The organism is Massilia agrisoli, from assembly GCF_020831365.1.
GTDB classification, from domain to species: Bacteria; Pseudomonadota; Gammaproteobacteria; order Burkholderiales; family Burkholderiaceae_D; genus Telluria_A; species Telluria_A agrisoli.
The window spans coordinates 254,747-272,002 of sequence record NZ_JAJHPV010000004.1 but is presented as its reverse complement, the minus strand read 5'-3'; the positions used below and the strand labels follow the sequence as shown (position 1 = coordinate 272,002).

20 protein-coding genes and 1 tRNA gene are annotated in these 17,256 nt (G+C 63.1%); 13 read left to right on the top strand and 8 right to left on the bottom strand.

Features of this window, described 5'->3' with window-relative positions; all coding sequences use genetic code 11:
- Positions 1 to 414: 414 nt before the first annotated feature.
- On the bottom strand, positions 415 to 1,260 hold the full coding sequence (locus tag LMJ30_RS02650; protein WP_229430787.1) for an EI24 domain-containing protein: 846 nt from the start codon (positions 1,258 to 1,260) through the stop codon (positions 415 to 417).
- Positions 1,261 to 1,397: 137 nt separating this feature from the next.
- Between LMJ30_RS02650 and LMJ30_RS02645 the strand changes: the two genes are divergently transcribed.
- Positions 1,398 to 1,754, top strand: a complete 357-nt coding sequence (locus LMJ30_RS02645) for an FKBP-type peptidyl-prolyl cis-trans isomerase (RefSeq protein WP_229430786.1) — start codon at positions 1,398 to 1,400, stop codon at positions 1,752 to 1,754.
- Positions 1,755 to 1,763: 9 nt separating this feature from the next.
- Positions 1,764 to 2,018 carry an acyl-CoA-binding protein gene (locus tag LMJ30_RS02640; RefSeq protein WP_229430785.1) on the top strand — a complete coding sequence of 85 codons (255 nt, stop codon included), beginning with the start codon at positions 1,764 to 1,766 and terminating at the stop codon, positions 2,016 to 2,018.
- 77 nt (positions 2,019 to 2,095) lie between these two features.
- On the opposite strand, the gene LMJ30_RS02635 is transcribed toward LMJ30_RS02640, so the two are convergent.
- Positions 2,096 to 2,377 carry a polyhydroxyalkanoic acid system family protein gene (locus LMJ30_RS02635; protein ID WP_229430784.1) on the bottom strand — a complete coding sequence of 94 codons (282 nt, stop codon included), beginning with the start codon at positions 2,375 to 2,377 and terminating at the stop codon, positions 2,096 to 2,098.
- A 126-nt stretch (positions 2,378 to 2,503) separates the two neighbouring features.
- On the opposite strand from LMJ30_RS02635, the gene LMJ30_RS02630 reads away from it, so the two are divergent.
- The 9 genes from LMJ30_RS02630 to LMJ30_RS02590 all read left to right on the top strand — a co-directional run bounded on the left by LMJ30_RS02630 (position 2,504) and on the right by LMJ30_RS02590 (position 11,396).
- Positions 2,504 to 3,745, top strand: coding sequence for a putative Na+/H+ antiporter (locus LMJ30_RS02630; RefSeq protein ID WP_229430783.1), 1,242 nt, complete (start codon positions 2,504 to 2,506; stop codon positions 3,743 to 3,745).
- 138 nt (positions 3,746 to 3,883) lie between these two features.
- Positions 3,884 to 5,365, top strand: coding sequence for a gluzincin family metallopeptidase (locus tag LMJ30_RS02625; RefSeq protein WP_229430782.1), 1,482 nt, complete (start codon positions 3,884 to 3,886; stop codon positions 5,363 to 5,365).
- On the top strand, positions 5,362 to 5,646 hold the full coding sequence (locus LMJ30_RS02620) for a protealysin inhibitor emfourin (RefSeq protein WP_229430781.1): 285 nt from the start codon (positions 5,362 to 5,364) through the stop codon (positions 5,644 to 5,646). Before LMJ30_RS02625 ends, LMJ30_RS02620 begins: the two co-directional genes overlap by 4 nt.
- A 200-nt stretch (positions 5,647 to 5,846) precedes the next feature.
- Positions 5,847 to 6,170, top strand: coding sequence for a ferredoxin FdxA (fdxA, locus tag LMJ30_RS02615; RefSeq protein WP_229430780.1), 324 nt, complete (start codon positions 5,847 to 5,849; stop codon positions 6,168 to 6,170).
- A 114-nt stretch (positions 6,171 to 6,284) separates the two neighbouring features.
- Entirely contained in the window at positions 6,285 to 7,382 is a 1,098-nt protein-coding gene (locus LMJ30_RS02610) for an NAD(P)/FAD-dependent oxidoreductase (RefSeq protein WP_229430779.1), read from the top strand.
- 258 nt (positions 7,383 to 7,640) lie between these two features.
- On the top strand, positions 7,641 to 8,876 hold the full coding sequence (locus LMJ30_RS02605) for a polyhydroxyalkanoate depolymerase (RefSeq protein ID WP_229430778.1): 1,236 nt from the start codon (positions 7,641 to 7,643) through the stop codon (positions 8,874 to 8,876).
- Positions 8,877 to 9,010: 134 nt separating this feature from the next.
- Positions 9,011 to 9,718: an electron transport complex subunit RsxB gene (rsxB, locus tag LMJ30_RS02600; RefSeq protein ID WP_229430777.1), complete on the top strand. Its 708-nt coding sequence runs from the start codon at positions 9,011 to 9,013 to the stop codon at positions 9,716 to 9,718.
- Positions 9,715 to 10,380: an endonuclease III gene (nth, locus tag LMJ30_RS02595; RefSeq protein WP_229430776.1), complete on the top strand. Its 666-nt coding sequence runs from the start codon at positions 9,715 to 9,717 to the stop codon at positions 10,378 to 10,380. The genes rsxB and nth overlap by 4 nt, the downstream gene beginning before the upstream one ends.
- Complete coding sequence (locus LMJ30_RS02590; protein WP_229430775.1) at positions 10,377 to 11,396, top strand: MYG1 family protein; 1,020 nt, start codon at positions 10,377 to 10,379, stop codon at positions 11,394 to 11,396. Before nth ends, LMJ30_RS02590 begins: the two co-directional genes overlap by 4 nt.
- Positions 11,397 to 11,411: 15 nt before the next feature.
- On the opposite strand, the gene LMJ30_RS02585 is transcribed toward LMJ30_RS02590, so the two are convergent.
- From LMJ30_RS02585 to rplU, 6 genes are all read right to left on the bottom strand, one after another.
- Complete coding sequence (locus tag LMJ30_RS02585) at positions 11,412 to 12,488, bottom strand: DUF4272 domain-containing protein (RefSeq protein ID WP_229430774.1); 1,077 nt, start codon at positions 12,486 to 12,488, stop codon at positions 11,412 to 11,414.
- A gap of 2 nt (positions 12,489 to 12,490) precedes the next feature.
- Positions 12,491 to 13,609, bottom strand: coding sequence for a glutamate 5-kinase (gene proB / locus LMJ30_RS02580; protein ID WP_229430773.1), 1,119 nt, complete (start codon positions 13,607 to 13,609; stop codon positions 12,491 to 12,493).
- A complete protein-coding gene (locus LMJ30_RS02575) occupies positions 13,584 to 14,015 on the bottom strand; it encodes a DUF4345 family protein (RefSeq protein WP_229430772.1) in 432 nt (143 codons plus the stop codon). The genes proB and LMJ30_RS02575 overlap by 26 nt, the downstream gene beginning before the upstream one ends.
- A 2-nt stretch (positions 14,016 to 14,017) precedes the next feature.
- Positions 14,018 to 15,127 carry a GTPase ObgE gene (obgE, locus tag LMJ30_RS02570; protein ID WP_229430771.1) on the bottom strand — a complete coding sequence of 370 codons (1,110 nt, stop codon included), beginning with the start codon at positions 15,125 to 15,127 and terminating at the stop codon, positions 14,018 to 14,020.
- A 102-nt stretch (positions 15,128 to 15,229) separates the two neighbouring features.
- Entirely contained in the window at positions 15,230 to 15,502 is a 273-nt protein-coding gene (rpmA, locus tag LMJ30_RS02565) for a 50S ribosomal protein L27 (protein ID WP_229430770.1), read from the bottom strand.
- Positions 15,503 to 15,544: 42 nt separating this feature from the next.
- Complete coding sequence (gene rplU, locus LMJ30_RS02560; protein ID WP_026172134.1) at positions 15,545 to 15,856, bottom strand: 50S ribosomal protein L21; 312 nt, start codon at positions 15,854 to 15,856, stop codon at positions 15,545 to 15,547.
- Between the two features lie 229 nt (positions 15,857 to 16,085).
- Here rplU and ispB point away from each other — a divergent pair, with 229 nt between their 5' ends.
- Both ispB and LMJ30_RS02550 read left to right on the top strand, forming a co-directional pair.
- Positions 16,086 to 17,069, top strand: coding sequence for an octaprenyl diphosphate synthase (ispB, locus tag LMJ30_RS02555; protein WP_267869516.1), 984 nt, complete (start codon positions 16,086 to 16,088; stop codon positions 17,067 to 17,069).
- Positions 17,070 to 17,115: 46 nt separating this feature from the next.
- Positions 17,116 to 17,192: transfer RNA gene (locus LMJ30_RS02550), tRNA-Pro, on the top strand.
- Positions 17,193 to 17,256: the final 64 nt, after the last annotated feature.

Sequence of the window (17,256 nt, the reverse complement as noted above, 5' to 3'; positions counted from 1 at the left end):
GCCGTCGAAAACGACGATTACTTTCCATGATGGCTCAACCGGTTTGAATCAATTTTACTTCGAATACCCGTTCAACCTTCGCCATCTTTGCAACTGGTCTGTACGAGTGATTGAAGTGACTGTGGTTAGCGAGATAACACCCGAAATCCCACTCTAGATTTCGTCTCGCCATGTCTGTCATTCCACCACATCACCCCCTGTGTACGAAGGCGTGTTCAAGAAAAGTTTGATTTCGGCGTTTGATTTTCGCAAAAAAACAACGGCTGAGTTAGGTGGCAAAAAACGCCGCGACAAAAGGCCGCATTTGCCTTGCCCAAGCGTTAACGCACGTCGGTGCGGCAGCGTACACAGCTCACGCAAAATTGCTCATGCACGAAGATTCACACTCCATACAAAATTCATAACGCATCGGCTTCATGACACCGCCTGCACGGCGCCGCCCGCAGCGCGTTCGGCGCGCAGGTCCGACAAGGCCTGCAGGCAGTAATACTGGAACCACAGGCCGGTGAAAATGAAGATCACGACATACAGCCAGATCGACAGCGCCGCCAAAAACGGGAACAGGAACACCGCGACGATCGTCCCGCCGATCCACACGATGCCCGGCAAGGCGCCGGCCGCGCCGGAGAAGATCCCGATCAGCATCAGCTGGCGCTTGTGCCTGGCGATGAGGGTGGCCCGCTCTTCTTCGCTGGCGTGTTCCGACAGCGCGTCGTAGCTCATCACGCGCTGGGTCAGCCACCCCCACAGCACGGCCTGCGCGATGATCGCCACCGGCGCCAGCGCGTACAGCGGCAGGGAGAACAGCCACAGCGGCACGAAGATCAGGAAGCCGGTCAGGTTCACCGCCAGGCTGCCGGCAAAGCTGCCGCCATGCTTCTTTTCCAGCTGCGGGAACTGGCGCTGGCTGACATGGCGCACGATCGCCGGCATCGCCACCACGCCCATGAACAGCAGCGCGGTCACCACCATCAGCGGCAGCAGCATCAACAGCGCCAGCAGCGGCACGATGACGGTTTTCAGGAAGCCCAGCCCAAACGTGGACAGCACGTTGCCGCTGGTGCTGAACAGGCCGTAGTCGGCAAACAGCGCATGCATGGTGTCGAGCATCGGCTGCAGGCCGGTCCACAGCAGCGCGCCCCACAGCAGCAGCGACAGCAGGAAGGGGATCACCGACAGCAGCAGCATTTTTCCGGTCAGCTGCGACAGCAGCGCGCGGCCGTAAGCGGTGAGGACGGGACGCAGCAGGTTCTGGTTCATGGGCTCGGGTGATTGGTTGGTCGGTGCAGGCAAAGCATAATCGAAACGACGGGTCCGCGTTGCCATGTGCTCAATTGGCGGATTGCTACGCCATGGACTACAATTCCCGGTCACCCGCACACATTAAGGAAAACACCATGTCCACCACCACTACTGAATCCGGCCTGCAGTACGAAGACAGCACCGTTGGCGAAGGCGCCGAAGCGAAAGCCGGCCAGAAGGTCACCGTGCACTACACCGGCTGGCTGCGCAACGACGACGGCAGCCAGGGCGCGAAATTCGATTCGAGCAAGGACCGCAACGACCCGTTCCAGTTCAACCTCGGCGCCGGCCAGGTCATCCGCGGCTGGGACGAAGGCGTGCAGGGCATGAAGGTCGGCGGCAAGCGCCGCCTGACCATCCCGGCGGCACTGGGCTATGGCGCGCGCGGCGCCGGCGGCGTGATCCCGCCAAACGCCACGCTGATCTTCGACGTCGAACTGCTGGCCGTTTAAGGAGCCGTCATGAGCTTGCAGGAACAATTCGCCCAGGCCCAGGCCGATTCGAAGAACTTGCCGGAGCGTCCGGACAACATGACCTTGCTGAAGATCTATGCGCTGTACAAGCAGGGATCGAGCGGCGACGTGCAGGGCGAGCGCCCGGGCATGACCGACTTCGTCAACCGCGCCAAGTTCGACGCATGGGATGCGCTCAAGGGCACGTCGCAAGATGAGGCGATGCAGCAGTACATCGACCTGATCGAGGAATTGAAGGGCTGATGACATGTCGTTCCCGCGCAGGCGGGAACCCATGCTGGGCAAGCATGCCATGGGTTCCCGCATCCGCGGGAACGACGTTATGCGGCTGCAAACACCTTCTGCATCTTCTCCGCCACCTTCGCGCGGATCGATGGCGCAAACGCGCCCATCAGGAATCCCAGGTTAATTTCCATTGCCGCCTGTTGCGCGCCCAGGGTCAGCGCGCCATGCACGCCGCTGCGTTCGAAACGCAGGACGTCGCCCTCCCACTTGCAGGCCAGGCCATATTCGCGGGCGATCTTGTCGGCCACTTCTTGCGCCGCCGCGCGCGCTCGTTCCGGCGTCAGGCTGTGGGCCTGGACGATGCTGATGTCAGCCATGAGGCTCTTCCCAAATCAAAACAAAAGCGCGCATGATACCAAAGCCGGGCCCGGCCGGCCGCGCATCACTTGCCAGCTGGGTAGTGAAATCGGCAATAATACGGATCATTCTTTACCTTGCCGACCATGACAAACATCCAGCTGATCGCAGCCATCATCTTCGGACTGGCGCTTGCCCACACCTTCGCCGCCAAGTCTTTCGAACGCCTGGCCGACAAGTATCCCCGCCACGCCGGGCTGCTGCACTTCTTCGGTGAAATCGAAGTCGTGTTCGGGCTGTGGGCCTTCGTGCTGATCGTGACGATGGCGATCGTGTCAGGCGGCGCCGCGGCAGTGGAGTACGCCGAATCGCGCACCTTCACCGAGCCCCTGTTCGTGTTCGTCATCATGGTGGTGGCGGCCTCGCGCCCGGTGCTCGAGACCGTGCGCGGGATGATTTCGATCGTCGCAAAAATGCTCCCGGTCCGCACCGCGGTGGCGCGCGTGTGGCTGTGCCTGGCGGCGGTGCCGCTGATCGGCTCCCTGATTACCGAGCCGGCCGCCATGACCTTGGCCGCGCTGATGCTGGCGCCTACCGTGTTCACCAAGAACAAGCCGGAATGGCTGAAGTATGCGGCCCTCGGCGTGCTGTTCGTGAACATCTCGATCGGCGGCACACTGACCTCCTTCGCCGCGCCGCCGGTGCTGATGGTCGCCTCGACCTGGGGCTGGGACTCGGCCTTCATGGCCGCCACCTTCGGCTGGCGCGCCGCCGTCGCGGTGCTGGTCAACGCCACCGTCGTCACCTACCTGCTGCAGCGCTACATCACCGACGAGGTGGCGACTTCGGCCGACACGCCTGCCCCGCTGGCAGTGCGCGCCATCCACCTGGCGTTCCTGGCCGGCGTGGTCGCATTCGCCCACCATCCGGTGATCTTCATCGGCCTGTTCCTGCTGTTCCTCGGCTTCACCCAGGCATACGAAAAATACCAGTCGCCGCTGATCCTGCGCGAAGGCCTGCTGGTCGGCTTCTTCCTGGCCGGGCTGGTGGTACTGGGCGGCATGCAGCAATGGTGGCTGCAGCCGATCGTCGCCAGCCTGGAACCGACCGCGCTGTTCTTCAGCGCCGTCGCCCTGACCGCCGTCACCGACAATGCCGCCCTGACCTACCTCGGCTCGCTGATCGTCGGCCTGTCCGACCACGCCAAGTACATGCTGGTGGCGGGCGCCGTGGCCGGCGGCGGCCTGACGGTGATCGCCAACGCGCCCAACCCGGCCGGCGTGGCCCTGCTGCGCGACGGCTTCAACGACGAATCGATCGGGCTGGGCGGCCTGCTGCTGGGCGCCCTGCTGCCGACCGCGATGGCCGTGGTGATGTTCCTGATTTAACACGGCTTCACGATTTCACCCCGCTTTCGCCGGGCGCTTGCGCGTCATCAAACGAAGTTTGACCGCGAAGCGCCACTATTTCCCTGTGAACGTTGCCGCCAGCCATCATTGGTGCACGCTACTTGCGGAGAAATAACAATGGATGATCGCGAAAACCAGCCCCTTGCCGCCCTGCCCGACCGCGAGCAGGCGCCCGTCAGCTTCGTGCCGACGCCGACGGCGTCGTACCGCCAGCACCGCAAGGCCGCTGCCCTGGTGCTCGAGCCGGGCAAGCCGCGCATCGGCCTGGCCGACCAGCCGGCGCCCGAGCCGGTTCCCCTGCCCTACGCCTTCGGCGCGCGCGTGCTGATGTGGAAGCAGGACCCGTCGGTCAGCGAGATCGGCACGCGCAAGGTGTTCTTGCCCGGGATTGTGCTGGCCGGCCCGCGCGACGCCCGCATCATGTACGGCGAGCCGGGCATCGCCCCGGTCAGCCCGAATGCCTTCGGCGACTTTGTCACCGCGCCCGACACGCCGCAGTTCGACGCGGTGCATACCTTCGCGGTGGTGCGCCAGACCCTGACCATGTACCAGCGCGCGCTGGCCGGCGGCGACGGCGAAACCCCGCTGCCGTGGCAGTGGAACAGCAGCATCGACACGGCGCCGCTGCAAATCTTCCCGCACGGCCTGCCCAATACGATGAACGCCTTCTACAGCCGCTCGCAGTGCTGCCTGAAGTTTGGCGACTTCATCCCCTCCGACGCGGTCGAGCGCGTGTACACCTGCCGCTCGTTCGACATCGTCTCGCACGAAACCGGCCACGCGGTGCTCGATGGCCTCAAGCCTGACTGGCTGCTGGCCGACAATCCGCCCCAGACCGGCGGCCTGCACGAAGCCTTCGGCGACCTGACCGCGATCTTCCTGGCGCTGTCGCAGCTCGACCAGTGCGAGGCAATCATCGCCCAGACCAAGGCGCGCCTGCACGACAAGACCTTTTTGGCCGACATCGCCGAGCAGTTCGGGCTGGCGCTGGGCCGCTCGAACGGCCTGCGCAACGCCGACAACGACATCACCCTGTCGCAGGCCGGCAGCGAGGTGCATGCGATTTCGCAGGTGTTCACCGGCGCCGTGTACGACATTTTGGCCGACATGTTCAACCACGAGCGCGACCCCGGCATGCTGGACGACGCCGCGGTGCTGCACCGGGTCGGCGACTACCTGCGCGGCCTGGTGCTGCGCGCGATGATCGGCGCGCCCGACCGCGCGGCGACCTATGTCGACGTGGTCAACGAGATGGTGCGCATCACCACCGAGGATGGCCGTCCGGCCGAATACCGCAACTTCATCCGCAACCGCTTTGTCGCGCGCGAGGTGGTCGAGTCGCCGGTGGCGCTGACCGAGGACCTGCCGCCCGGGACCCTGCTGGCGCCAGCCGTGCAGGACGCCCCCGGCGCGCTGCAGGACCGGCGCGCCTGCTGCGGCACCATGAACCTGGCCGAGTACTACGGCATCGACCATGTCTTCGACGCCGAAGTGCAGGCGCTGGCCCGCTGGTGCGCCGAGCATGGCCGCAACGGCGAGACCCTGGTGCGCGACGACACCGCCAACGACGGCAACCGCAGCGCGCTGCCCGCACCATGAAAATCTCGGTCAAAGGCAGCGGCGGCTTCGCCGGCACGGTGGAACACTACGAGGTCGACACGGCCCGGCTGGCGCAGGGCGAGGCGATCGAGTCGCTGTTGCAGAACCTGGATTTCTTCCATGCGCCCGAGCCGCCGCCGGTGGTGGGCGCCGACATCCCGCATTGGGAGATCACGGTCGACGACGGCCAGCAGTGCCGCACGGTCGAGTTCGCGGAGGACGGCGGCCCGGCCTGCGCGCGCTGGAAACCGGTGATTGACCGGCTGCGCGGTGGCGGATAAGGCGCCTGGCGGCACTGGCGCGCCGCCCAACTTGTTGAATTTATGGCAAATCTGCAGGCCCGGCCTGCATTTGCTTATTTGTATAGTGTCTAAGCCTGAATTGTGGGAAAAACCGAATTGCCTTAAAATACAGTGCTTTGCTATGGTTGGCGGGCACTCCCAGCGCCACCCGCAATACCCATTTTACTCATAGGACTGTTATGACCCACGTTGTCACCGAATCGTGCATCGCATGTCGCTACACTGATTGCGTCGATGTATGCCCGGTAGATTGTTTCCGGGAAGGCCCGAATTTTCTGACGATCGATCCGGACGAGTGCATCGACTGCGCAGTCTGCGTGGCTGAATGTCCCGTCAACGCGATCTACGCCGAGGAAGACGTGCCGTCCGACCAGCAGCAGTTCATCAAGATCAACGTTGAACTGGCGCGCGCCTGGCCATCGATCACCAAGACCAAGCCGCCCCTCCCGGATGCCGAGGAGTGGAAGGACGTCAAGGACAAGCTGGACAAACTGATCCGCTAAGCGGTCCGGGCGCCGCGTCCTGGCCCGGCTTGTTGCAAGCCGGCGCAAGCGCCTGTGCGGCGCGACCCTGGCGCCCCCTGCGACACCCATCAAAAATCAACAGGAAGTAATCGTATGACAATCTCCGCCACCCACGAAGCAGGCAGCGTCGCTGCCAACAGTACCTTTTCCGGCGCAATCGAAACCGATGCCGTCATTATCGGCGCGGGCCCGGTCGGTCTGTTCCAGGTGTTCGAACTCGGCCTGCTCGAAATCAAGGCCCACGTGATCGACTCCCTGCCGGCAGTGGGCGGACAGTGCGTTGAACTGTATCCGGACAAGCCGATCTACGACATCCCTGCCGTGCCGGTGTGCACCGGCCAGGAACTGACCGACAACCTGCTCAAGCAGATCGAGCCGTTCGAGCCGACCTTCCACCTGGGCCAGGAAGTGACCGGCGTGCAGCGCCGCGAAGACAGCCGCTTCAACGTCGAAACCTCGCTTGGGACCCGCTTCATCACCAAGACCATCTTCATCGCCGCCGGCGTCGGCTCGTTCCAGGCGCGCACCCTGAAGGTGGACGGCATCGAAGCGTTCGAAAACAGCCAGCTGCACTACCGCGTCAAGGACCCTTCGATTTTCGAAGGCAAGAACCTGGTGGTCTGCGGCGGCGGCGACTCGGCGCTCGACTGGGCCCTGAACTTCGTCGGCAAGGCCGAATCGGTGGTGCTGGTGCACCGCCGCGAAGACTTCCGCGCCGCGCCTGCCTCGGTGGCCAAGATGAAGGCCCTGTGCGACGAGTACGAAATGCAGCTGATCACCGGCCAGGTCACCGGCTTTGACGCCAAGGACGGCAAGCTGTCCGAAGTGAAAGTAACCGGCGCCGACGGCGTCACCCGCCGCGTGCCGCTCGACATGCTGCTGGTGTTCTTCGGCCTGTCGCCGAAGCTCGGCCCGATCGCTGAATGGGGCCTCGACATCGAACGCCGCCAGCTGAAGGTCATGGACACCGAAAAGTTCGAGACCAACGTGCCAGGCATCTTTGCGGTGGGCGATATCAACACCTACCCGGGCAAGAAGAAGCTGATCCTGTCGGGCTTCCACGAAGCAGCGCTGGCCGCCTTTGGCGCCGCGCCCTACATCTTCCCGGACAAAAAGATCCACATGCAGTACACGACGACCTCGCCGAAACTGCACAAGATCCTCGGCGTCGAATCCCCGACTTTCGACTAAATCAGCGTTCCGTAACTTTGACGCAACCGAAATGCCCCGCTCAGCCGGGGCATTTTTATTTTGTGTTAAGTGCCTCATAAACGGACCCTGCACTGGCGTGATAAAACTGTTCCTGACATGAAAGGAACCCTACTCCTGCCTGCCTCATTGGCAGATTGCCAATGGGCATAACTAATTGCATTGCAGTCTCGCGAATGCCCTATAATTGACGCGCAGGGTAGGAACGAACGCCCGTGCACTTTTATCCAAGGAATCTGTATGCTTTATCACTTGCACGAGATGCAACGCTCATTCCTGACGCCGCTGATGCAGTGGGCTGATGCGTCATCCAAACTCTTCTCGAACCCGGTGTCGCCGCTGGCGCACACCCCGTTCTCGCAACGCATCGCCGCCGGCTACGAACTGATGTACCGGCTCGGAAAAGATTACGAAAAACCGGCCTTTGGCATCGACACCGTCGCGATTGGCGCCGACACCGTGCGCATCATCGAGAACATCGAAGTCGAAAAGCCGTTCTGCCGTCTGCTGCACTTCCGCAAGGACTTAAGCGCCGAGGCATTCGCCGCGCTCGACCAGCCGAAAGTGCTGCTGGTAGCGCCGCTGTCTGGCCACCACTCGACCCTGCTGCGCGACACCGTTCGCGCGCTGCTGCCGAACCACGACGTCTACATCACCGACTGGACCGACGCGCGCATGGTGCCGCTGTCGGCCGGCCCGTTCCATCTCGACGACTACATCTTCTACGTCCAGGACTTCATCCGCCACCTGGCGCCAGACCTGCACGTGATTTCGGTATGCCAGCCAACCGTGCCGGTACTGGCCGCGATCTCGCTGATGGCCAGCGCTAAAGACCCGAAGCTGCCGAAGACGATGACGATGATGGGCGGTCCGATCGACCCGCGCCGCTCGCCGACCGCGGTCAACGACCTGGCCACCGAAAAGCCGTTCTCGTGGTTCGAGAACACGGTGATTTATTCTGTGCCGGGCAACTACCCTGGCGTAGGCCGCCGCGTGTACCCGGGCTTCCTGCAGCATGCCGGCTTCATCGCGATGAACCCGGGCCGCCACGCGCAGAGCCACCGCGAGTTCTACAACCACCTGGTTGCGGGCGACGACGAGCCGGCCGAAAGCCACCGCCAGTTCTACAACGAGTACAACGCCGTGCTGGACATGCCAGCCGAGTACTATCTCGACACGATCAAGACCGTGTTCCAGGACTTCGCGCTGCCGAAGGGTACCTGGAAAGTCGGCGGCCAGCTGGTGCGTCCGCAGGACATCACCACGGTGGCGCTGCTGACGGTCGAAGGCGAGCTCGATGACATCTCCGGCGCCGGCCAGACGCAAGCTGCCCACGACCTGTGCAGCAGCATCCCGGCCGACATGAAGCAGGACTATGTCGCCGCCAAGGCCGGCCACTACGGCATCTTCTCGGGCCGCCGCTGGCGCGAGACGATCTGCCCGAAGATCGGCGAGTTTATCCGCAAGCACGGGTAAGCCTCACCGCAACGCGAAATGCCGCCTAACCCGCGGCATTTTTTTCGCCCGTCGCTCCCGCACAGGCGGGAGCCCATGCTGACCTCGCGTCGTATAGGTTCCCGCCTTCGCGGGAACGACGAAGGTGGTGGATAATGGCGGTTTTAGCCATATTCACACCCGTGACCAAGTCCCTCGCCGACCAGCTCGAAGACCTGCTGCCGCAAACCCAATGCACCAAGTGCGGGTATGCCGGCTGCCGTCCGTACGCCGAGGCGATGTCCGCAGGCGAGGCAGGCATCAACCAGTGCCCGCCCGGCGGCGTCGAAGGCGTGGCGCGCCTGGCGCGCTTGATGAACCGGCCGGTCATCCCGATCAACCCGGCCAACGGCATCGAACGTCCGCGCCCCGTCGCCTTCATTGACGAAGCGCTGTGCATCGGCTGCACCTTGTGCATCCAGGCCTGCCCGGTCGATGCGATCCTCGGCGCCACCAAGCAGATGCACACGATCCTCCCGAGCCTGTGCACCGGCTGCGACCTGTGCGTGGCGCCCTGCCCTGTGGACTGCATCACGATGATGCCGGTAACAGGCGAGCGCACCGGCTGGTCCGCGTGGTCGCAGCAGGACGCCGACGCCGCGCGCTCGCGCCACGATTTCCGCGCCATGCGCCTGCAGCGCGAACGCGCCGAGAACGATGCGCGCCTGGCCGCCAAGGCGGCCGAGAAGCTGAAAGCGGTAACCCTGGAAACGACCAATACGCCAGAAGAACTGGCCGAAAAAGAGCGCAAGCGCGCGATCATCGCCGCCGCCATGGAGCGCGCGCGCCTCAAGGCCGACGAACAGAAAAACACCGACCAATGAACGCTGCAAAACGATACGAAATTTTCTCGCGCCTGCGCGCTGCCAATCCCAACCCCGTCACCGAACTTGAATACACGACCCCGTTCGAGCTCCTGATCGCCGTGCTGCTGTCTGCGCAGTCGACCGACGTCGGCGTGAACAAAGCCACCCGCAGGCTGTACGCGGTGGCTAACACGCCGCAGGCGATCCTTGACATGGGCGAGGACGAGCTGAAGACCTACATCGCCACCATCGGCCTGTATCACACCAAGGCGAAGAACGTGATCGCTACCTGCCGCATGCTGGTGGAGAAGCATGGCGGCGAAGTGCCGCGCACGCGCGAAGAGCTGGTGGAGCTGCCGGGTGTCGGTCGCAAGACTGCCAATGTGGTGCTCAATACCGCGTTCGGCGAAGTGGCGATGGCGGTCGATACCCATATCTTCCGCGTGTCGAACCGGACCAACATCGCGCCCGGGAAGAACGTCGACGAGGTGGAGCACAAGCTGCTCAAGTTCGTGCCGAAGGAGTTCCTGCTCGACGCCCACCACTGGCTGATCCTGCATGGGCGCTACACCTGCATCGCACGTAAGCCATTGTGCTGGAACTGCGTTATCGCCGACTTATGCGAATATAAAGCCAAGACGCCGGCCCCGGCGAACCTGCTGCCAAAGGAACCAACATGATCATCGCAACTCACAGCGGCAAATTCCATGCCGACGACGCCTGGGCCGTCGCAGTACTGGACATCCTGTTCCCCGGCAGTGACATCATCCGGACCCGCGACACCTCGCTGATCGACGCCGCCGACTTCGCGATCGATGTCGGCGGCACATGGGACCCGGCCGGCGGCCGCTTCGACCATCACCAGAAGGGATTCGAGGCGGCGCGCCAGAGCGGCGTTCCATACGCCAGCGCGGGCCTGGTGTGGAAAGAGTACGGTGCGCGCTGCGTCACCGCCCTCGCACTGGCGCACACCGGCCACCAGTTGACGGAAGACGCGGCCCGCCAGCTGGCGTACGCGATCGATGACGACGTGGTGCAGTACCTGGACTTGTCCGATGTGGGCGCGGCCAGGAACGCGCCGGGCGGCTATGGCCTGTCGGCGGTCATCTCGGGCTTCAATCCCAACTGGCTCGATGAACAGCGGCTGGGCCACGGCGAAGCGGTCGAAGACTACCGCCTCGGCCAGTTCCGGCGCGCGATGGCGCATCTTGCCGACGTCATGGTCAACCAGGTCAGGTACCGCGTGGGCGCGCTGCTGGCGCTGGAACAGGTGCGGCAATCGGAGGCGCTGGAAAATGGCCGGGTGCTGTTCCTGAAGAACAGCGCCCTGCCGTGGACGACCGTGGTGCGCAAGGAGATGCCGAAAGTGCTGTTTGTGATCAGCCACAGCATCACTGAACAGCGCCACATGCTGCACACGGTGCCCGCGAACCCAGAGAGTTTCGACGCCAGGGCCGACCTTCCGGAAGCCTGGGCGGGCTTGCGCGATGCGGAGCTTGCCGCCGTTACCGGCGTTGCAGACGCGATCTTCTGCCACAACGGCAGGTTTATCGCGGCCGCGAAGTCGTTCGACAGTGCGCAGACGATGGCAAGGCAGGCGTTGCAAGCTGTCGACGATGCGCGAGCGCCTGAAGGACCGGGCGCGGGCAATTCCGACACCGCCGCCGAAGACGCACTGGAACAGCCGAAACTGTAGCAGCGGATCGGCTTATCAGGTCGGCGTATCGACCATGTCCCAGCCGGCGTGCTGGAAGCGCACCAGCCAGTTCAGCGCATGGTGGCGCTCCATCACAACGTCGGCGTCCACGCCCGGCGTGTCGCCGCGCTTCTTGAGACGCTGCTGGCGGATGTGCCAGTGCAGGCGGTAGGTCAGGTCCAGCGCGTCGAGGATCGCGGCGCCTTCGCGCACGGCAGGGCCGCGCATCTCTATCATCTTCGCCACCGTGGTGGCGGTGTCGCAGGGCTCGGCCGGGAACGGCAGTTCGCCCACCATGCCCAGCGCCCATTCCAGCAGGTAGAGGCTTTCGTAGCGCCACATGAACTGTGCGCACTCCTGCTGCGACGGGGCGTCCTTCTCAAGGAAGGTGCGCTCTTCGGGCGACAGGTAGTCATCCGCGAGCGGCATTTTTGAGAGCAAGGTATCTGCGCTCATCGGCTCGCCCGACGCAACGGATTCAGCGCGCAGGGAGATGAGCAGCAGCGCGCGGGCGCGGCCCACGATATCGTCGCGGTCCTGCAGCACCAGTTCGTCTTCGCTGACCAGCGGCGGCAAGGTATCCGGAATCAGTATGCCGCGTTCGGCCAGCGCTGCTTCGCTGGCTGCCTTGCGCGCCCACGCTTTCGCAGGATAAGGCACGCGCGCCTGCGCATCGGTGCTGCCATCGCTGGCGTCGACCAGCACATGACCGTCGGCGTCGATCACCTGCCCGTCCTTGGTGAACAGCACCGCGTTGGCTTCTTTCGCCCACGCATACAGCGCGGCGGTATCGCCGGCGCCGATGCTGATGGCGAGATGATGCTGCACGCGCTGCAGGTGCAGGATGACATGGTATTTATCGCGCGACATCTGGCCGTCGCCGCGGTCGAGCACATAGCCGCAGAAGTCATTCAGGTGGGACAGCAACTCGGGATCGGACAGTTCGCGGCGCAGGTGCAGCACGTGCGCGAAAGGCGGCTTCGGAATCTGCACCAGGGTGCAGTAGGCGTTGAACAGCAGCGTTTCGCCGACAGGCGCAGCCGGGGCTGCGGCCTGGCGGGACGGGAGAAGGCGCCGGAATTTTTCAAGCATCGTCAGATCAATACCATGTTGTCGCGGTGGATAAGCTCAGGCCCTTCGAGGAAGCCGAGGATTGTTTCAATGTCGGTGGAGGGCTTGCGCATGATGCGGCGCGCTTCCGAGCTAGTATAGTTGCTAATGCCGCGTGCGATCGGCGTGCCGTCTTCAGACAGGCAGGTAATCACCGCGCCGCGTCCGAATTCGCCCCTGACCTCGACCACGCCGATTGGCAGCAGCGACTTGCCTTCCTTCGACAGCTTGGCCACCGCGCCGGCGTCCAGCACCACCTTCCCTGCGGTGTGCAGGTGGTCCGACATCCACTGCTTGCGCGCGGTCGTGCGGCCGGTCTGCGCCAGCAGCTGGGTACCGATGGCTTCTCCGCCAGCGAGGCGGGTCAGCACGTCGTCCTCGCGGCCCCATGCGATCACGGTGTCGGCGCCGGAACGCGCGGCGCGCTTGGCGGCCAGGATCTTGGTCAGCATGCCGCCGCGCCCAAGGCTGCTGCCTGCGCCGCCTGCCATCGCTTCGAGCGACGGGTCGCCCGCCTTGCCTTCGGCGATCAGGTAGGCTGCGGGATCTTTGCGCGGATCGGCGCTGAACAGGCCTTTCTGGTCGGTCAGGATCACCAGCGCGTCGGCTTCGATCAGGTTCGCCACCAGCGCGCCGAGCGTGTCGTTGTCGCCGAACTTGATCTCGTCGGTAACCACGGTGTCGTTCTCGTTGATGATCGGGACCACGCCAAAGCGCAGCAAGGTGGTGAGGGTCGAGCGGGCGTTGAGGTAGCGCTCGCGGTCGGCCAGGTCGGCGTGGGTCAGCAGCACCTGTGCGGTGCCCAGGCCGTGCGCGCGGAAGCTGGTTTCGTAGATTTGCGCGAGGCCCATCTGGCCGACGGCGGCGCAGGCCTGCAGTTCGTGGACGTCGGTGGGGCGCTGGTCGAAGCGCAGGCGCAGCATGCCTTCGGCGATCGCGCCGGAGCTGACCAGCACGACTTCCTTGCCCAGGTTGCGTAATGCGGAGATTTGCGCGGCCCAGCGCGCGATGGCGGCGTGGTCGAGTCCCCGGCCGTCGTTGGTGACCAGCGAGGAGCCGACCTTGATGATGATGCGGTTAGCTTTTTGTATGACTGAGTTCATCGGCGCGCGTTCCAACAGGTCGCGGGCGCAGCGCCAGCAGCCCGAGGCCGCCCAACAGCTCCATCCCGCATATGACTAACAAAAATCCCTGGGGCAGTCCGATCGCGAACGCCGCAATGAAGCGGCCCGCCGGCTGCGCCAGGAGGAATAATGCTGTGATATCGCCGAGGAGTGGCTGGTCGCCGTGCCTTGCCGCCAGCAGCGCCAGGGCCGCGGTAGCGAGCCTGACGCCGACATAGATAGCGAAAAACTGGCTGTAGCCGTTTACGCCAACGAGTAGCATTCCCATGCTGGTCGCCACGCGGTCAGGATCGAGCAAAGCCGTGAGCGCGGCCAGCGAGCTGGCGATGGCGATGAGCTTGAGCAGCGAATAACGCAGCCGCGCCCGTTGCATGGGTACTGCCAATTTTAATCCAGGATCTTGAAACGTGGATCGTCCGGGTCGATCGATGCAATACCGCGCGCTTCTTCGGTCATCTGGGTCTCTTCCGCACGGTGCTCGCTGTTGCGCTTCTCTTCGAGGTGCAGGTAGATCGCGTTGATCAGCTCCTGGCAGCCTTCGCGGTTCAGTGCCGAGATCTCGAACACAGGACCCTTCCAGCCCATGCGCTTGACGAAGTCCTTGACGACCTTCTTGCGGTCCGCTTCCGGCACCACGTCGAGTTTGTTCAGCACCAGCCAGCGCGGCTTGTTCAGCAGCGACTCGTCGTACTTCTCGAGTTCCTTGACGAGCGCCTTGGCTTCCTTGACCGGATCGACATTGGTTTCAAACGGCGCCAGGTCGACGATGTGCAGCAGCAGGCCGGTACGCTGCAGGTGGCGCAGGAACTGGTGGCCGAGGCCCGCGCCTTCGGAGGCGCCTTCGATCAGGCCGGGGATGTCGGCGATGACGAAGCTCTTTTCGTGCGACACGCGCACCACGCCCAGGTTCGGGTGCAGTGTGGTGAACGGATAGTCGGCGATCTTCGGCTTGGCGTTCGAGACGGCCGTGATGAAGGTCGACTTGCCGGCGTTCGGCATGCCGAGCAGGCCGACGTCGGCCAGCACCTTCAGCTCCAGGCGCAGTTCGCGGCGCTCGCCTTCCTTGCCCTCGGTCTTCTGGCGCGGTGCGCGGTTGGTCGAGGACTTGAAGTGGATGTTGCCCCAGCCGCCCTCGCCGCCCTTGGCGAGCAGTTCGGTCTGGCCGTGTTCGGTCAGGTCGGCGATGATTTCGCCGTTGATGTTATCGACGATCAGGGTACCGACCGGCATGCGCAGGTAGATGTCGTCCGCGCCCTTGCCGTAGCAATCGGAACCGCGGCCGGCTTCACCGTCCTTGGCCTTGTGCATCTTGGAGTAACGGAAGTCGACCAGGGTGTTGATGTTGCGATCCGCAACCGCCCAGATCGAACCGCCCTTGCCGCCGTCGCCGCCGTCAGGACCGCCGAACGGGCGGAACTTTTCGCGGCAGAACGAGGCGCAGCCATTGCCGCCGTCGCCGCCGATGACTTCGATTTTTGCTTCGTCGATAAACTTCATATTTGTACCGCCATAAAACTAAAAAGGCTCTACCTTGGGCAGAGCCTTTCGATGGAAGGCTTGCGCCTTACAGATTTGCACCGCGAACGGCGCGAGCGCGTATTACGCTGCTACCGCTTCAGCGGCAACTACGGTCACGAACTGCTTCGAGCCGATGCCCTTCTTGACGAACTTCACCGTACCGTCGACCAGTGCGAACAGGGTGTGATCCTTGCCCGTACCGACGTTGGTGCCTGCGCGCACTGGGGTGCCGCGCTGGCGAATGATGATGCCGCCTGCATTGATAGCCTGGCCGCCGTAAACCTTCACGCCAAGGCGCTTTGATTCTGAATCACGGCCGTTGCGGGTAGTACCGCCGCCTTTTTTGTGTGCCATTTAGGTGCTCCTTGATAGCTGATTAAACCGGGCAAACAGCGATTAGCCGTTGATCGATACGATTTGGATTTCGGTGAAATTCTGGCGATGGCCCTGATGCTTCTGGTAGTGCTTACGACGACGCATCTTGAAAATCTTCACTTTATCGTGACGACCGTGTGCCACAACAGTTACCAGTACCTTAGCACCTTCGACCAATGGCGCACCAAACTTGATGGTGTCGCCCGCGCCTACTGCGAGAACTTGATCGATGGTGATTTCGGAACCAATGTCTGCCGGTATCTGTTCTACTTTAAGTTTTTCGCCAGCGACAACTTTGTATTGTTTGCCACCGGTTTTTATGACCGCGTACATGATTTGAAACCTCATCAAATGTTAGAAAGTTTCCCTGGCCAGAAGCCGGGGAACCGCGAATTATACACGGGATGCGTTTTCGCGTCAAAAGGCGTGCACAAGCCGGTCTGTTCGTGGTATGTCAGCAACTTCCTGTCACTACCCTTGCACGAAGGCCAATGTTGCCATTGGGACGGCATCGCGTGCTTGTCGTATAATCCCCACACCTAACGTCCAATGCAGGTCCGCCTTGTCCGCCGCTACCCCACAACAGAACAACATTGCCCATTCGATCGCTCCAGACATGGAGGCGGTTAACAAGGTGATCCGTGAACGCCTGCATTCCGAAGTCACCCTGGTGAACCAGATTGCGGAATACATCATCAGTGCCGGCGGCAAGCGCATCAGGCCAGTGCTGGTGCTGCTCGTTGCCAACGCCTACGGCTACAAAGGTTCGGCGCACCATGAGCTGGCGGCCGTGGTCGAGTTTATCCATACAGCAACTTTGCTGCATGACGACGTCGTCGACGAATCGTCGATGCGGCGTGGGCGCCAGACGGCCAACGCGCTGTTCGGCAACGCGGCATCGGTGCTGGTGGGCGACTTCTTGTACTCGCGCTCGTTCCAGATGATGGTCGGCCTGAACAATATGCGGGTGATGCAGATCCTGTCGGACGCTACCAACGTAATTGCCGAAGGCGAAGTGTTGCAGCTGCTGAACATGCACGACCCGGACGTCACCCAGGAAAGCTACCTGAAAGTCATCCGCTCGAAGACGGCCAAGCTGTTCGAGGCGGCGGCCCAGCTGGGCGCGCTGATCTCGGGCGCGACCGATGCGGAGATCGATGCGGCGGGCGAATACGGCCGCTCGCTCGGCACGGCCTTCCAGCTGATCGACGACGTGCTCGACTATGCGGGCGATGCCGCGGAAATCGGCAAGAACGTCGGCGACGACCTGCGCGAAGGCAAGCCTACGCTGCCGCTGATCTACCTGATGGAAACCGGCACGCCGGAACAGCGCGAACTGGTGCGCAATTGCATCGAGCAAGGCGACGAGCAGCATTTCGACGCGATCCTGTCGGCCATCACCACCAGCGGCGCCCTCGACTACACCCGCCGGGAAGCGGAAGTTGCCGCCAAGCGCGCGGCAGACGCTATCTCAAGCCTGCCGGAAAGCCCATATAAACAAAGCTTGCTCCAGCTCTGTGCCTTCGCTGTTGACAGGAACCACTAGCGTTTTTAGAATTTAAGCGTTGCATATCAGTACATCTACTACCCGTCGGGGTGTGGCTCAGCCTGGTAGAGCGCTGCGTTCGGGACGCAGAGGCCGGAGGTTCGAATCCTCTCACCCCGACCAGAATCTCCCCGGGCGCAGCTTTCGGGTCGATGTCGTTACCGTTCAGATGCGCCGGGTTCTTCAT

Coding starts and splice junctions, on each gene's coding strand:
- LMJ30_RS02650 (WP_229430787.1), bottom strand. CDS start 1,260: ATGAACCAGAACCTGCTGCGTCCCGTCCTCACCGCTTACGGCCGCGCG.
- LMJ30_RS02645 (WP_229430786.1), top strand. CDS start 1,398: ATGTCCACCACCACTACTGAATCCGGCCTGCAGTACGAAGACAGCACC.
- LMJ30_RS02640 (WP_229430785.1), top strand. CDS start 1,764: ATGAGCTTGCAGGAACAATTCGCCCAGGCCCAGGCCGATTCGAAGAAC.
- LMJ30_RS02635 (WP_229430784.1), bottom strand. CDS start 2,377: ATGGCTGACATCAGCATCGTCCAGGCCCACAGCCTGACGCCGGAACGA.
- LMJ30_RS02630 (WP_229430783.1), top strand. CDS start 2,504: ATGACAAACATCCAGCTGATCGCAGCCATCATCTTCGGACTGGCGCTT.
- LMJ30_RS02625 (WP_229430782.1), top strand. CDS start 3,884: ATGGATGATCGCGAAAACCAGCCCCTTGCCGCCCTGCCCGACCGCGAG.
- LMJ30_RS02620 (WP_229430781.1), top strand. CDS start 5,362: ATGAAAATCTCGGTCAAAGGCAGCGGCGGCTTCGCCGGCACGGTGGAA.
- fdxA (WP_229430780.1), top strand. CDS start 5,847: ATGACCCACGTTGTCACCGAATCGTGCATCGCATGTCGCTACACTGAT.
- LMJ30_RS02610 (WP_229430779.1), top strand. CDS start 6,285: ATGACAATCTCCGCCACCCACGAAGCAGGCAGCGTCGCTGCCAACAGT.
- LMJ30_RS02605 (WP_229430778.1), top strand. CDS start 7,641: ATGCTTTATCACTTGCACGAGATGCAACGCTCATTCCTGACGCCGCTG.
- rsxB (WP_229430777.1), top strand. CDS start 9,011: ATGGCGGTTTTAGCCATATTCACACCCGTGACCAAGTCCCTCGCCGAC.
- nth (WP_229430776.1), top strand. CDS start 9,715: ATGAACGCTGCAAAACGATACGAAATTTTCTCGCGCCTGCGCGCTGCC.
- LMJ30_RS02590 (WP_229430775.1), top strand. CDS start 10,377: ATGATCATCGCAACTCACAGCGGCAAATTCCATGCCGACGACGCCTGG.
- LMJ30_RS02585 (WP_229430774.1), bottom strand. CDS start 12,488: ATGCTTGAAAAATTCCGGCGCCTTCTCCCGTCCCGCCAGGCCGCAGCC.
- proB (WP_229430773.1), bottom strand. CDS start 13,609: ATGAACTCAGTCATACAAAAAGCTAACCGCATCATCATCAAGGTCGGC.
- obgE (WP_229430771.1), bottom strand. CDS start 15,127: ATGAAGTTTATCGACGAAGCAAAAATCGAAGTCATCGGCGGCGACGGC.
- rpmA (WP_229430770.1), bottom strand. CDS start 15,502: ATGGCACACAAAAAAGGCGGCGGTACTACCCGCAACGGCCGTGATTCA.
- rplU (WP_026172134.1), bottom strand. CDS start 15,856: ATGTACGCGGTCATAAAAACCGGTGGCAAACAATACAAAGTTGTCGCT.